At 59.2% G+C, this 15,716-nt stretch carries 10 protein-coding genes; 9 read left to right on the top strand and 1 reads right to left on the bottom strand.

Going from position 1 to position 15,716, the window contains the following annotated elements; all coding sequences use genetic code 11:
* Positions 1 to 89: 89 nt before the first annotated feature.
* The gene (locus tag AB8C10_RS05425) at positions 90 to 1,211 is read right to left on the bottom strand and encodes a polysaccharide deacetylase family protein (RefSeq protein WP_368867095.1); all 1,122 of its coding nucleotides are present in this window, start codon (positions 1,209 to 1,211) and stop codon (positions 90 to 92) included.
* A 177-nt stretch (positions 1,212 to 1,388) separates the two neighbouring features.
* Between AB8C10_RS05425 and AB8C10_RS05420 the strand changes: the two genes are divergently transcribed.
* The 9 genes from AB8C10_RS05420 (at position 1,389) to uvrA (ending at position 15,672) form a co-directional block, all read left to right on the top strand.
* Entirely contained in the window at positions 1,389 to 2,498 is a 1,110-nt protein-coding gene (locus AB8C10_RS05420) for an App1 family protein (protein WP_314669246.1), read from the top strand.
* Between the two features lie 774 nt (positions 2,499 to 3,272).
* Positions 3,273 to 3,497: a glutaredoxin-like protein NrdH gene (gene nrdH / locus AB8C10_RS05415; protein ID WP_005505794.1), complete on the top strand. Its 225-nt coding sequence runs from the start codon at positions 3,273 to 3,275 to the stop codon at positions 3,495 to 3,497.
* A 74-nt stretch (positions 3,498 to 3,571) separates the two neighbouring features.
* On the top strand, positions 3,572 to 4,102 hold the full coding sequence (nrdI, locus tag AB8C10_RS05410; protein WP_049338466.1) for a class Ib ribonucleoside-diphosphate reductase assembly flavoprotein NrdI: 531 nt from the start codon (positions 3,572 to 3,574) through the stop codon (positions 4,100 to 4,102).
* Positions 4,075 to 6,255 carry a class 1b ribonucleoside-diphosphate reductase subunit alpha gene (nrdE, locus tag AB8C10_RS05405; RefSeq protein WP_005508802.1) on the top strand — a complete coding sequence of 727 codons (2,181 nt, stop codon included), beginning with the start codon at positions 4,075 to 4,077 and terminating at the stop codon, positions 6,253 to 6,255. Before nrdI ends, nrdE begins: the two co-directional genes overlap by 28 nt.
* Before the next feature lie 147 nt (positions 6,256 to 6,402).
* Positions 6,403 to 7,380 carry a class 1b ribonucleoside-diphosphate reductase subunit beta gene (nrdF, locus tag AB8C10_RS05400; protein ID WP_005508801.1) on the top strand — a complete coding sequence of 326 codons (978 nt, stop codon included), beginning with the start codon at positions 6,403 to 6,405 and terminating at the stop codon, positions 7,378 to 7,380.
* A gap of 323 nt (positions 7,381 to 7,703) precedes the next feature.
* Entirely contained in the window at positions 7,704 to 8,747 is a 1,044-nt protein-coding gene (locus AB8C10_RS05395; protein ID WP_315355269.1) for a zinc-dependent alcohol dehydrogenase family protein, read from the top strand.
* A gap of 233 nt (positions 8,748 to 8,980) precedes the next feature.
* On the top strand, positions 8,981 to 10,693 hold the full coding sequence (locus tag AB8C10_RS05390; protein WP_005508799.1) for a formate--tetrahydrofolate ligase: 1,713 nt from the start codon (positions 8,981 to 8,983) through the stop codon (positions 10,691 to 10,693).
* Between the two features lie 1,190 nt (positions 10,694 to 11,883).
* Positions 11,884 to 12,657, top strand: coding sequence for an MBL fold metallo-hydrolase (locus AB8C10_RS05385; RefSeq protein WP_049345546.1), 774 nt, complete (start codon positions 11,884 to 11,886; stop codon positions 12,655 to 12,657).
* A 126-nt stretch (positions 12,658 to 12,783) separates the two neighbouring features.
* Positions 12,784 to 15,672: an excinuclease ABC subunit UvrA gene (uvrA, locus tag AB8C10_RS05380; protein WP_298457141.1), complete on the top strand. Its 2,889-nt coding sequence runs from the start codon at positions 12,784 to 12,786 to the stop codon at positions 15,670 to 15,672.
* The last annotated feature ends 44 nt before the right edge of the window (positions 15,673 to 15,716 follow it).

Below are 15,716 nucleotides of genomic sequence, written 5' to 3'. Positions count from 1 at the left end.
CGCCGGTCTGTACAGGAACCCCTATATACAGGGGTATCCGTACAAGAACCGGGGCCAAGGGGGCTTCACCTGGGAAGGTCTACACCAACCTATCGGCGGGCGGCCGCCGGTGCGGTAGTGGCAGTAGCCGCGGGTGCAGTCGTTGCCGCAGGTGCGGTGGTTGCGCGAGCAGCCGGAGCAGTCGTTGCCGCCGGAGCGGTCGTCGCCTGCTGGCTAGCCGCAACCTCATCCTCATAGCGGGTGGTCGGTGCCTGGGAAGGAGCCTCAGTGGTCGGCTCCGGGGTAGGGGCTGCCTCCGTGGTCGCCTCGGGGGACGGGGTGTGCTCCTCCGGGGTGGGGGTCGGCGAAGGTGCCGCCGCCTTAATCTCTTCCTCAGAGGCGTCACCGTAGTAGTCACGAATCGTCACCGCAGTCAGGCCGCGGTCATCAATCAGGCCCTTCACCTTATCCAGAATCGGGATGATCGTCTCGTAGTTCAGGTGGCCCAGCACAATCTGCTGCGGCAGCATGTAGCGGATGCAGCGCATGTAAATCACGCGGGAGCTGGTCTTCGCCTCGTCACCGGTAGTGCCGTTCCACATGACCGGGCGGGTAAAACCAATCTCACCGGCAGCCTTCAGCACCGCATCGTTGTAGCGGCCGTAGGGCGGGCGGAAGTACGGCTTCGACGAGACACCGAACATGCTCATAATCTCGTCTTCGTTACGCTGCAGCTCTTCCTTCACGCCCTCAGCATCCAGGGTGGTCAGGTCAGCGTGGCTGTAGGTGTGGTTCGCAACCTGAATCTGGCCGCTCTGAACCAGCGGACGTAGTAACGACACATGCTCCTTAAAACCGGTGTAAGAAGCGTTAATGAAGAACGTCAGGCGAGTATTCGTACGCTTCGAGAACTCAGCGTAGCCGCGAATCGCCTCCGGGCTTGCGCCGTCATCAACAGTCCACGCAACATACTTGCCGTCACCAATGAGGGAGTTGCCGATGCCGGGCCATTCGCGCGGCTTATCAACCGGGTTGCCAGCAGCGGCAACTGTCGGCGAATTCGTGGGTGCGGGGCGAGTAGCAGCAGCAGAGGTCTCGCCGCCAGCCTGATACGGAGTGAAATTACCGCTGGTGCCGTCGTAGTCATTCGACTTCTTCGAGCAGGCAGCAATCAGCGGAAGCATAGCAGTGCCGAGCACAAAAAGTCGGCGGTTAGGCTGTGAGTGGGTCATACTCTCCAGGATAACGCCCCCACCTGCAAGGAACGAATCTGAACAGCGAATACACCCTAAATAATGTGCACATCACACCCCGCGCTCAGCACCACAGTATTAATAGGTATAAAAACTAGGTATAAGAACACAAAATCCTAAAGCCGCAAGCCGGTAACGCTCCGCTACACTAGTGGGATGGAGAATTTGGGCACTCACGAACTGCGCAACCTTGTGAACGATGCTGCCGACGAGGCAGTTAACATCGGCTACCGTGTTGCAGACCGGCTGCACAGGTGGCGCGAAAAACGCGCCATCGCCGCCGGTCGCGAGCCTATCCTCGTGCCCACCGAAGGCTACGGACGCGCCGCCTCCGAAGGAAACCCCGGCTGGGTCCGCATCATCGCCCGCGCACTCTACAAGACGGTCAACCTCGAACGCCTGCTACAGGTCGTAGAAGGCACCCAAGACACCGCCAACCCCATGCGCGGCTGGCGCTCCTTCACTGCAACCGCAATGTCCGATGCGCCCGTCACCATCGTCATCGACGGCACCAAGTACGAGGCGTACACCGACCGCGGCGGCGTGCTCGACGTCAAACTCAGCATCGACCTGGAACCCGGCATGCACGAAGTCATCATGTACGTGCCCGGCTCCCGCGCCGTAGCAACCAGCGTCTACATCGTTCCCGAAAGCCAGAAGCTCGGCGTCATCATGGACGTCGACGACACCGTCATGGTCACCATGCTGCCGCGCCCCATGGTAGCCGCCTGGAACTCCTTCATTCTCGACGAGCACGCACGCATCCCCACCCCCGGCATGGCGGTCATGACCGACCGTATCCGCCGCAGCCACCCGGATGCGCCGTTCATGTACCTGTCCACCGGCGCCTGGAACATCACCCCGACCCTGCGCCGCTTCCTCAGCCGCAACGGCTACCCGCGCGGCACGTTCCTGCTCACCGACTGGGGCCCCACCCCCGACCGCTGGTTCCGCTCCGGAACCAACCACAAGGTCGAGTCCCTGCGCCGCCTCGCCGAGGAATTCCCGCAGATGAAGTGGATCCTCGTCGGCGACGACGGGCAGCGCGACCCGTACATCTACAACGGCTTCGCGGTACGTTACCCGGACAACGTGGCGGCGATCGTCATCCGCAACCTGACCGTGGGGGAGACCATGCTCGCCTCCGGCCGCGTGTGGAGCGACTACCGCGCTGAGCAGATGATGCGCTCGCCGCTGTGGATTGAAGCCACCGACGGCGTAACGCTGAGCAAGAAGCTGCGCGAGCTGGGCCTGATTGATTTCTAAGCGGTTACTGCTCGCCGGTTGCTAAAACCAGCGCTGATACCCAGTAAACCCACCGCAGATACCGCGAAATGCCGGTATATGCGGTGGGTTTTGGTGTTTCAGCGGAATTAACCAACTTAAACCCACGACACACCGGCTCACCAAAAAGAGTTAAAAATCTTTTCTACAGCCTTAATCACATAGCTTAAAGCCGCTCGAAGGGGGTTAACCTCCGCCTTTAAGAAAGTCCGTTCTGCTTTAAAACCGCGCCGTTCCGCGCAAGAACGGGCGAGAGTTAAGATCTCTTTAAAATCAAGCCCGAATCTGCCGGGTTTTATGCCCCCAAACGCATACATGAGGTTAACTGAACCTCAACTCAGCGGGCGAATGAACCCTTAAAAATCCTGTCCAACTTAAACCCCACCTGTGGATAACCCGGCACACCCCGCGAAAATACGGCGAACTAGCCCCGCGGCAGGGTGTGGATAAGCTGTAGACACCCTCTCTTAAGTGGGTTCAACTGTGGGTTTATCGAACGAAACACGACCCTCGCACCACATCATCTTGTGGTGAAGAAAAATCTTGACACTAGATGTAGTATTAATACTCGGTTCCACCACTACGGCACTTTTAGGCGCCCTGCCCCAGCGCAGGAAACCGCCACGCCCCACTAGGAGAGGGCAGCGGACGGCACAGCGCCCGCCGTAAACAACACGTGGCGAACCGCCGACGAAACACGCCAGATTCATTCACGAGATAAGCCCGCCCGAGCGGGAGAAAGTAAGAGGCACTCCCATGGTAGTGACCGTGTACACCAAGCCCCAGTGCGTCCAGTGCAACATGACCTACCGCGCCCTCGACGCGAAGGGTATCAGCTACACCAAGGTTGATATCACCGAAGACGCTCAGGCCCTCGAAATGGTCAAGTCCCTCGGCTACATGCAGGCACCCGTCGTCATCGCAGGCGACGAGCACTGGTCCGGCTTCCAGCCCGACAAGATCAACGCTCTGGCAGCGTAACAACCCTGCCGAAACCCGTACAAACGGAAAATCGGCACGGAACCACACCGGCACACGAGAATAAGGAGTACAGATTGAGTACCGCCCTCACGCCCAACCCCGTCGACGAGCACGCAGAAATCCGCAAGATCCTTCTGGATGCACGCAACGCCTCCGAGGGTCGAGCGACCGAGGTCGGACTGGACGACACAGCGCCACTCATCGTGTACTTCTCCTCCATCTCCGGTAACACCCACAAGTTCGTGGAGAAGATCCGCGCCCGCCGCCTCCGCCTGCCCCTGCGCACCGGCGAAGACACCCTCATTCTTGATGAGCCGTTCGTGCTCATCGTCCCCACCTACGGCAAGCCTGAAGGCGCCGGTAACGTTCCCCCGCAGGTGGTTAAATTCCTGAACGTGGAGCAGAATCGCCACCACATGCTCGGTGTGATTGGCTCCGGCAACACCAACTTTGGTCCGCTCTTCGGTATTGCGGCAGACATTGTCGCCAAGAAGTGCGATGTGCCCGTGCTCTTCAAATTTGAGCTCATGGGCACCGATTCAGATGTAGAAAAAGTCAACGAAGGATTGGAAGCATTTTGGACGCAAAACTGCCCTCAGCACTAGAAACTCTCGGTGCAGGCCACAACGGCAAGAGCGTGCCCGAAAAGTTCAAGGGTATGAGCTACCACGAGCTGAACGCACTGCTGAACCTCTACGATGAGAACGGCCAGATTCAGTTCGATGCAGACCGCCAGGCGGCACGTCAGTACTTCCTGCAGCACGTCAACAACAACACCGTCTTCTTCCACGACCTGGAAGAGAAGATCGAGTACCTGATCGAGAACCAGTACTACGAGCCGGAACTCTTCGACAAGTACAACTTCCAGTTCATTAAGAACCTGTTCAAGCGCGCCTACGCCGTGAAGTTCCGCTTCCCGACCTTCCTGGGTGCCTTCAAGTTCTACACCTCCTACGCGCTCAAGACCTTCGACGGTCAGCGCTACCTGGAGCGTTTTGAAGACCGCGTCTGCATGGTCGCACTGCTGCTGGCAGAAGGCAACGAGAAGCTCGCCGAAGACATCGTCGACGAGATCATCTCCGGCCGTTTCCAGCCGGCAACCCCCACCTTCCTCAACGCAGGTAAGAAGCAGCGCGGCGAGCTCGTCTCCTGCTTCCTGCTGCGCATGGAAGACAACATGGAGTCCATCGGTCGCTCCATCAACTCTGCACTGCAGCTCTCTAAGCGCGGCGGCGGCGTGGCATTCGCCCTGACCAACCTGCGCGAGTCCGGTGCGCCCATTAAGAAGATTGAGAACCAGTCCTCGGGCGTTATCCCCGTCATGAAGCTGCTGGAAGACGCCTTCTCCTACGCAAACCAGCTCGGCGCACGTCAGGGTGCCGGTGCCGTGTACCTGCACGCACACCACCCCGACATCTACGCCTTCCTGGACACCAAGCGTGAGAACGCTGACGAGAAGATCCGCATCAAGACCCTCTCCCTGGGCGTTGTCATCCCCGACATCACCTTCGAGCTGGCGAAGAAGAACGAGGACATGTACCTCTTCTCCCCGTACGATGTGGAACGCATCTACGGCGTGCCCTTCTCCGACATCAACGTCTCCGAGAAGTACTACGAGATGGTCGACGATGCACGCATCACCAAGAGCAAGATCAACGCGCGTGAGTTCTTCCAGACCATCGCAGAGATCCAGTTCGAGTCCGGCTACCCGTACGTGATGTTCGAAGACACCGTCAACCGCGCGAACCCCATCGCCGGTAAGATCATCATGTCCAACCTGTGCTCCGAGATCCTGCAGGTTTCTGAGCCGTCCACCTACCACGCTGACCTCGGCTACGAGACCGTCGGTAAGGACATCTCCTGCAACCTCGGTTCGCTGAACATTGCACTGACCATGGACGGCGACGACTTCGGCAAGACCGTGGAAACCGCGATTCGTTCGCTGACCTCCGTCTCCGACCAGTCTGACATCCGCTCCGTACCCTCCATCGAGCGCGGCAACGGCATGAGCCACGCCGTGGGTCTGGGCCAGATGAACCTGCACGGCTACCTGGCACGCGAGCACGTCTACTACGGTTCTGAAGAAGCACTGGACTTCACCAACATGTACTTCTACACCGTTGCCTACCACGCAATCCGCGCCTCCATGCAGATTGCTAAGGAACGCGGCCAGCGTTTCGAGGGCTTCGAGAACTCGAAGTACGCATCCGGTGAGTTCTTCGCAAAGTACATTGAGAAGGAATGGGCACCGCAGACCGAGCGTACCCGCGAACTGTTCGCTAAGCACCACATCCCAACCCGTGAAGAGTGGATTCAGCTGGCTGCTGACGTGGCACAGTACGGCATGTACAACCAGAACCTGCAGGCTGTTCCGCCGACCGGCTCCATCTCCTACATCAACGGTTCGACCTCTTCGATTCACCCGATCGCTTCGAAGATTGAGATCCGCAAGGAAGGCAAGCTCGGCCGCGTCTACTACCCGGCACCGTACATGACCAACGAGAACCTGGAGTACTACCAGGACTCCTACGAAATTGGTTACGAGAAGATCATCGACACCTACGCTGTGGCAACCCAGCACGTGGACCAGGGCCTGTCGCTGACCCTCTTCTTCCGCGATACCGCAACCACCCGCGATATCAACCGCGCCCAGATTTACGCATGGCGTAAGGGCATCAAGACCATCTACTACATCCGTCTGCGTCAGATGGCTCTTGAAGGCACCGAGGTTGAAGGCTGCGTATCCTGCATGCTCTAGCCTGAATGCTGTGACGCATTCAGCCTGAGCTGGCACACTATAACTAAAGACTGGAAGGGGCGGTTACGGTGAACACGCAAACCGCCTGCGCGACTGGCTGGGCGCGCGTGGCACTGTAACCGCCCCTTAAGAATCGGAGAATTACTAATGAGCGAAAAGGTGAAGCTCGTCGACCACGTGGTCGAGGCTATCAACTGGAACCGTATTGAGGACGAGAAGGACCTTGAGGTTTGGGATCGTCTGACCGGTAACTTCTGGCTGCCGGAGAAGGTGCCGCTGAGCAACGACGTGCCCTCCTGGAAGACCCTGACCGAGGAAGAGAAGCAGCTGACCATGCGCGTCTTCACCGGTCTGACCCTGCTGGACACCATCCAGGGTACTGTCGGTGCCGTGTCCCTGCTACCGGATGCTGTGACCGCGCACGAAGAGGCCGTGTACACCAACATTGCGTTCATGGAGTCCGTGCACGCAAAGTCGTACTCCTCGATCTTCTCGACCCTCGCCTCCACCAAGGAGATTGACGAGGCGTTCCGCTGGGCTGCTGAGAATGAGCACCTGCAGAAGAAGGCGAAGATTGTTCTGTCCTACTACACCGGTGACGACCCGCTGAAGAAGAAGGTTGCCTCCACTCTGCTGGAGTCCTTCCTGTTCTACTCGGGCTTCTACCTGCCCATGTACTGGTCTTCGCACGCGAAGCTGACCAACACCGCTGACCTGATTCGTCTGATTATTCGTGACGAGGCAGTGCACGGCTACTACATTGGCTACAAGTTCCAGCGCGGCCTGGCGAAGGAGTCCGCGGAGCGTCAGGCAGAGCTGAAGGAGTACACCTTCAACCTGCTGTACGAACTGTACGAGAACGAGGTGGCATACACCCACTCCCTGTACGACGGTGTGGGTTGGAGTGAGGACGTTAAGAAGTTCCTGCACTACAACGCTAACAAGGCTCTGATGAACCTGGGCTACGAGCCGATGTTCCCGGCGACCGTGACGAACGTGTCCCCGGCAATCCTGTCGGCACTGTCCCCGAACGCTGATGAGAACCACGACTTCTTCTCCGGTTCCGGCTCTTCCTACGTGATCGGTAAGGCTGTGAACACTGAGGACGAGGACTGGGACTTCTAAGGCGGAGACTTCTATCCTGGGACTTCTAAGCCCCTTCTCGCCTTGAGATATCAGGCTGAGATAAACCGACCCCCGCGTATCCACTGTGGATGCGCGGGGGTTCCGCCGTTTAACCGGGCTATTTAACGTGCCAGGATGCCCAGGCTTCCCCGGTATAACCTGGCGCGGAAGCGGCGGAGAAGCAGGGGAGTAGGAGCGGTCTTTCTGGTTCCGGTTGTCGGAATTTTTACCTTCACCCCGTAGCATAAAAAATTATTGATATATCGGGGTGTGGGGCGTACTCTGATACGACTAACCATCAACGCAGATTTGAAAGGAACATCATGCGTTCAGTTGTTATGGAAGCCCCCGGCAAGGTCGTCGTCAACGAAGTCGACAAGCCGACCCTGCTCGAACCCACCGACGCCATCATCAAGCTCGCAGCATCCTGCATCTGCGGCTCCGACCTGTGGCCCTACCGCGGCGCACAGCCCGTCGACCACCGGGCAATGGGCCACGAATACATCGGCGAAGTCGTCGAAGTAGGCTCCGAGGTCACCACCGTAGCCCCCGGCGACTTCGTCGTAGGCTCCTTCTGCATCTCCTGCGGCGAATGCGAAACCTGCACCGCAGGCTACCCCTCCCGCTGCCTCAAGGCCATCGCGGCTGGCGACGCCTTCATCGGCGCACGCTCCAACGGCACCCAGGCAGAATACGCCCGCGTACCCTTCGCAGACGGCACCCTCGTCAAGACCCCCGCAACCCCCACCGAAGAGCAGATCCCGCACCTGATGGCGGCATCCGACGTACTCGGCACCGGCTGGTACGCGGCAGACGCAGCGCAGGCAGGCCCCGGCAAGACCATCGTCGTTGTTGGCGACGGCGCAGTCGGCCTGAGCGCAGTCATCGGCGCCAAGCAGCTCGGCGCGGAGAAGATCATCATCATGTCCCGCAACCCCGAACGTCAGGCGCTCGCTAAGGCATTCGGCGCAGCCCACATCGTGGAAGAGCGCGGCGAAGAGGGCATCGCCAAGGTCATGGAGCTCACCGACGGCGTGGGCGCACACGGCGTCGCGGAGGCTGTTGGCACCCAGCAGTCCTTCGACCAGGCTCTCGGCTGCGTACGCCACGGCGGCTACATCGGCTTCGTGGGCGTTCCGCACGACAGCTCCATCGGCACCGATAAGCTCTTCGGCAAGCAGGTTCACCTGGAAGGTGGCCCCGCCCCCGTACGCAAGTACCTGCCGACCCTCATCGACCTGATTTACAAGGGCGAAATTGAGCCCGGCCGCGTCTTCGACATGGTTCTGCCCATTGACGAGGCGGCTAAGGGTTACGAGGCAATGGACCAGCGTACCGCTACCAAGGTTCTGCTGACTATGCCGTAATAGCCGCTCGTATCGCCGGTTCCTATACCGGCTGCTGTACCCGCAACCCGGCGTATATGCGCTACTAATCCCCGCACCGATCCTGCCGCTCCACGTGAGCGGAGGTCACCGGTTGCGGGGATTAGTGCATTAAAAATTGGGTTTATTTGCCACCTTCCGGCGAGGTGAGGGACAAATGAGTGAGCCAAGGCATAGAATAAAAGAGCATGATTCGTACAACTCGAAGGATGACAATGACGAAGAAGCCTTTCCCTTCCGACCTCGAAATCGCACTTGCCGCCGATCTTTGGCCTATTAACAAGATCGCAGCAGACAACGGCATCAGCGAAGATCGCCTTGAACCCTACGGCAAGTATGTCGCTAAGGTCCTCCTCGACGAAACCACCAACGCAGAGACCGCCCGCAAGCGCGGCTCCAAGTACATCGTGGTTACCGCAGTCACCCCCACCCCGCTCGGTGAAGGTAAGACCGCAACCTCCGTCTCCCTCGCACAGGGCTTCGCACAGACCGGCCGCAAGGCAATCCTGGCGCTGCGTCAGCCCGCAATGGGCCCGACCTTTGGCATCAAGGGCGGCGCAGCAGGCGGCGGTTACTCCCAGATCGTTCCCATGGAGAAGCTGAACCTGCACCTGACCGGCGACTTCCACGCCGTCACCGCAGCGCACAACCTGCTTGCCGCCATGATCGACAACCACCTGCACCACGGCAACGAGCTGCGCATCGACCCGCGCGCAATCGAGTGGCGCCGCGTTATCGACATGAACGACCGCTCCCTGCGCAACATCGTCGTGGGCCTGGGCGAACGCATGGACGGCGTGGTCCGCGAGACCGGTTTCGACATCACCAGCGCCTCCGAAATCATGGTGATTCTCTCGCTGGCAACCTCCTTCAAGGACCTCCGCGAGCGCCTGGCAAAGATTGTGATCGGCCTGAACTACGACGGCGAGCCCGTCACCGCAGCCGATCTGAAGGCTGACGGCGCAATGTCCGTCATCCTGGCAGACGCAATCAACCCGAACCTGCTGCAGACCCTGGAGCACACCCCCGCACTGATTCACGCGGGCCCCTTCGGCAACATCGCAACCGGTAACTCCTCCGTGGTCGCCGACTACGTTGGTCTGGAGTACTCCGACTACGTGATTACCGAGGCTGGCTTCGGTGCCGATATGGGTGCGGAGCGTTTCTTCAACGTCAAGTGCCGCGTCTCCGGCCTGAAGCCGGACGCAGCAGTGCTCGTCGTAACAGTGCGCTCCCTGAAGTCCCACTCCGGCCTGTACAAGATCGTTCCGGGCAAGCCCCTGCCCGAAGGCATGCTGCAGGAAAGCCCCTCCGACGTGGAGAAGGGCGCAGAGAACCTGAAGAAGCACATCGAGATTGTGCGCAACTTCGGTGTTCAGCCGGTCGTGGCAATCAACGCCTTCCCGACCGACTTCGAGTCCGAGCACGAGACCATCCGCCGTATCGCTGAGGAAGCTGGCGCTCGCGTCGCTATCCACCGCGGTGTGGCTGAGGGTGGTAAGGGCACCACCGACCTGGCAGACGTGGTTGCTGAGGCATGTGACGACGTTTCGGATCTGAAGTACACCTACGATCTTGAGGACTCCATCGAGACCAAGATCGAGAAGGTCGCGACCAAGGTCTACGGCGCGGACGGCATCTCCATCGCTCCCGCCGCCGCTAAGCAGCTGAAGCGTTTCGCTGAGCTGGGCTACTCGCACCTGCCCGTGGTTATCGCGAAGACCCACTTGTCCATCTCTTCGGATGCAACTCTGAAGGGCGCACCGACCGGCTGGACTCTGCCCGTGCGCGAGGTTCGCCTGGCTGCAGGTGCTGGCTACGTCTACGCTATCTGCGGCACCATGCGCACTATGCCGGGTCTGAGCAAGAGCCCCGCAGCTGAGCGCATCGGCTTCGACGAGAACGGCGTGATGGTCGGCCTGTCCTAAGGGCTTGTCCTAAGGTGACTGTGCCAGCTGATCTATAGCTAGTGGAGGCGGCGCTCCTTCCCCACAGCGGAGGAGGGGTGCCGCCTTTGCTGTGCCCTATGGTGCTCTCTGTAGTGATTATAAGGGGAAGTAGAGTACCTGAAAACGGGGGAGTGAAGGATTCTGAAACCCCTGGTGGAGGGGTCTTTCAACCTTTCATTGAGGCTTCTAGAGCGCCTGTTTTGAGGGTGAAATTGGTACGTGCTGGTTAATAATTGGGCTCTATTTGTGCTTAAAGGTCAGGTTTTATTAAACAATCTATATAGGTTGATTTTTTAGTGACACACTGCCTTGCATTTTGTGAAAATACGGCATTGACTAGGTATTTTGCTTTTTGAAAGGGGTTTTAATGGGTGCACTCAGTGAACCTGAAGACGGGGCTGTTGTTATCGTTTTGTTATAAAAGCTCTACTTTAGGGGGTATCTAATGACCCTAAACAGACCAATTGATTTTTCCCTCAAGTGTATATCCGTACACTTTTTGAACGGCGAGCAGTATATTTTTTCTACTTAATGAAGTTTCAAAAGCTTGAAGATATTTCGACCTTAACCCTCTACTTCCGCGGAATACTGGGCTAAAACCGGGTATTGAGTCTTTAAAATTACTGAGTGTGAAGCTTAGGTTAAAGGTGCATCGAAGTGCCAAAAGAGGGAAATTCTAAAATTATTTTGGGTGAAATAAGTCACATCAAAACTCGAAAAAAATGAAATTGGTACGTATGGATAGCCTAAAAAACAGCTATTTTTATTACAGAACGATTACATTGAGACTCAAGTCACTAAAACCGGCTCTCCGTACCAAATTGGGCGGTAAAACAGCCCCCAAAAAGTTCGCTACTATTGAGTCATCAAGTAATCGTGAGATTTCCAAAGTCCTCGGGTTGCTTGTGTTTGAGTGAGTGATAGATACCCCTGGGTGTCATGAGAAGCGACTGTGTATCGATGCGCAGTCGCTTCTCTGTTTAACTTTTGAATTTCACTGTTTGAATTTCGCTGGAGCCTCAGATAGACGGGACCTCGGCTAAAGCTTGTTCCGAGCGTGCTCCAGAATCTGTTCCCTGTGCATCCCGCACATTCAACGCCGAATGCGCTGATAGGGGAGCGAACCGCATAGGCGCATGCTGTGCGGTCACAACCCCTACACTGGAACTATGACTACTTACCCCGAACCCACCCTCATCTTTGAGAACCCCGAACTGACCGTCCGTGCGTTCAGCGTCTCCGAGATGGACAACAGCGTCTACCTCATCACCATGCGCGCCACCGGCGAGCAGGTGCTTATTGACCCCGCAGCCGACGCAGAAGAACTCTACGCATTCACTCTCGACGCGCTCCTGAATGACTGCCCGCAGCTTGAACTGGCAGACGGCGAAGAACGCCGCGTGCGCGTCATGGAGAAGGAAGAGGATTTCAACTCCATCAGACCCCGCGCAATCGGTCTGACCGGCATCCTGGTCACCCACGGCCACTGGGACCACATCCGCGCTATTAAGGAGCTCGACCACCTCACCGGTGCCGTGACCTCCGCGGGTGCAGCTGACGCAGCCTCCATTAAGGAGCAGGAAGACTACACCGTCGAAGAAGAACTGACCGGCGGCGAAAGCTTCGACTTCTACCTCTCTGACACCGTCATCCGCGCCCTGCACGTGCCCGGCCACACCCCCGGATCCATCGTCTACACCCTCAAAACCACCTGGGAAGACGGCACCCCCGCAACCCTGCTGTTCACCGGCGACACTCTCTTCCCCGGCGGCGTGGGCAAGACCGACTCCCCGCAGCAGTTCGGCGAGCTCTTCTCCAACGTGCTCGAAAAGCTCTTCGGTGGCTTCGAAGACGACGCCATCGTACTGCCCGGCCACGGCCGCTCCACCACCCTCGGCGACGAGCGCCCCCATCTGGAAGACTGGGGAACCCGCGGCTGGTAAACCGCGCCTGACAGTCCGCCTCATATAAGTACTGCACCCTCATGCCTTCACCCGCCGCATAATCCCGCTGGTGAAAGGCGTGAGGGTGTAGAATTTAAGTTCGAAGATAAGACGAAAGGATTTTCGATGACACCCCGCTCGGCACACGGTAGCACCGCACTCAAAGCGAACGATCTGACCAGTATCCGGGTGCAGGGTGCCCGCGAAAACAACCTCAAGAACGTAGACCTCACCATTCCGCGTGATGCGATGGTCGTCTTCACCGGCCTCTCCGGCTCCGGTAAGTCCTCCCTCGCCTTCGACACCATCTTTGCGGAAGGTCAGCGCCGCTACGTCGAGTCGCTGTCCTCATACGCGCGTATGTTCCTCGGACAGGTCGATAAGCCCGACGTAGACTTCATCGAGGGCCTCTCCCCGGCGGTGTCTATCGACCAGAAGTCCACCTCCAAGAACCCGCGCTCAACCGTCGGTACCATCACCGAAATCTATGACTACATGCGTCTGCTCTGGGCGCGCATCGGCCACCCGCACTGCCCCGAATGTGGCGAAGAAATCACCCAGCAGACCCCGCAGCAGATTGTGGACATTCTGCAGGAGTACCCCGAACGCACCCGCCTGCAGATTCTCGCGCCCGTCGTCAGCGCACGTAAGGGCGAGTTCGTGGACCTCTTTAAGGATCTGCTGACCCAGGGCTATTCGCGTGCCCGCGTGGACGGCGAAACCGTGCAGCTCTCCGACCCGCCCAAGCTCGCCAAGCAGTACAAGCACACCATTGAGGTGGTCGTCGACCGCATCGTCATTAAGGACGGTATTCACCAGCGCCTGACCGACTCCATCGAAACCGCGCTCAAGCTCGCCGACGGCCGCGTACTCATCGACTTCGTGGACCGCGAGCAGGACGACCCCGAACGCACCCGCTCCTTCAGCGAAAACCTCGCCTGCCCCAACAACCACCCGCTGCAGATCGACACCATCGAGCCGCGCGCCTTCTCCTTCAACTCGCCGTTCGGCGCATGTAGCGCCTGCGACGGCATCGGCTCGCGCCTGGAAGTAGACACCGAACTGCTCGTACCCAACCCCGACCTGACCCTCGGGGAGGGCGCTATCGCCCCCTGGTCGCAGGGCAAAGCAACCACCGAATACTGGCTGCGCCTGCTCGCAGGCCTGGGGGAGGAGCTCGGCTTTGACCTGAACACCCCCTTCAAGGACCTGCCCGCCAAGACCCGCGCCGCCATCCTGGAGGGCAAGGACTACAAGGTTGAGGTGTCCTACCGCAACCGATTCGGCCGCGAACGCCGCTACACCTCCGGATTCGAAGGCGTGAAGGCGTACATCAAGCGCAAGCACGAAGAAACCGAATCGGACTTTGCCCGCGACCGCTACGAACAGTACATGCGCCAGGTCGCCTGCCCCTCCTGCGGCGGCGCGCGCCTGAACCCGACCATCCTCGGCGTGAAGGTCGGCGGCCAGTCCATCGCAGACATTACCGACCTGTCCCTGGCTGACGCGCTCGCCTTCGTGCGCGGCCTGCAGCTCAGCGCCCGCGAAGCCAAGATTGGTGAGCAGGTCCTCAAGGAAATTGACGCGCGCCTGCAGTTCCTGCTGGACGTGGGTCTGGACTACCTGACCCTCTCACGCTCCGCCGGTACGCTCTCCGGCGGTGAGGCGCAGCGCATCCGCCTCGCAACCCAGATTGGTTCCGGCCTGGTCGGCGTGCTCTACGTGCTCGACGAGCCCTCCATCGGTCTGCATCAGCGTGATAACCGCCGCCTCATCGAAACCCTGACCAAGCTGCGCGATATGGGCAATACGCTTATCGTGGTTGAGCATGACGAAGACACCATGCGCGAAGCCGACTGGATCGTGGACGTAGGACCCGGCGCCGGCGAACACGGCGGCGAAATCGTGCACTCCGGCAGCTTTGAAGAGTTGCTGAAGAACACCAAGTCCATTACCGGCGACTACATGGCTGGCCGCCGCAGCATTGAGGTGCCCGCATCCCGCCGCCCCGTGGACAAGAAGCGCCAGCTGACCGTGCACGGCGCCCGCGAAAACAACCTCAAGAACGTGACCGCGTCCTTCCCGCTGGGCGTATTCACCGCGGTGACCGGCGTGTCCGGCTCGGGTAAATCCACCCTCGTCAACGACATTCTGTACACCTCCCTGGCGAACAAGCTCAACGGCGCCAAGCAGGTACCCGGACGCCACAAGAGCATCGACGGCCTGGAACACCTGGACAAGGTCATTCACGTGGACCAGTCGCCCATCGGCCGCACCCCGCGCTCGAACCCCGCCACCTACACCGGCGTGTTCGACCACATCCGCAAGCTGTTCGCAGAGACCAGCGAAGCGAAAATGCGAGGCTACACCCCCGGCCGATTCTCCTTCAACGTCAAGGGCGGCCGTTGTGAGGACTGCTCCGGCGACGGCACCCTGAAGATTGAAATGAACTTCCTGCCGGACGTGTACGTGCCCTGCGAAACCTGCCACGGCAAGCGCTACAACCGCGAAACCCTCGAAGTGCACTACAAGGGCAAGACCATTGCCGACGTGCTCGAAATGCCCGTGGAAGAAGCCGCAGAGTTCTTCGCCGCGTTCACCCCGATTGCGCGCCACCTGAACACCCTCGTGGACGTGGGCCTGGGCTACATTCGCCTGGGTCAGCCCGCAACCACCCTCTCCGGTGGTGAAGCGCAGCGCGTGAAGCTCGCAACCGAACTGCAGAAGCGCTCCAACGGCCGCTCCATCTACGTGCTGGACGAGCCGACCACCGGCCTGCACTTTGAAGACATCCGCAAGCTGCTCGCCGTGCTGCAATCGCTGGTCGACAAGGGCAATAGCGTCATCACCATCGAGCACAACCTGGACGTGGTTAAGTGCGCCGACTGGATTATCGACATGGGCCCCGAAGGCGGTAGCGGCGGCGGCACCGTCATCGCCGAGGGCACCCCGGAACAGGTGGCTCAGGTGAAGGGCTCGCACACCGGTGCGTTCCTTGCTGAGATCCTGAACTAGCCGAGATCCTGAACTAGTCAAGAACTTGACCTAGAGGAAACCTA

The sequence above is a fragment of the Rothia mucilaginosa genome (genome assembly GCF_964210535.1).
In the GTDB taxonomy this organism is placed as follows: Bacteria; Actinomycetota; Actinomycetes; order Actinomycetales; family Micrococcaceae; genus Rothia; species Rothia mucilaginosa_F.
This window is presented reverse-complemented; position numbering and strand designations above follow the sequence as displayed.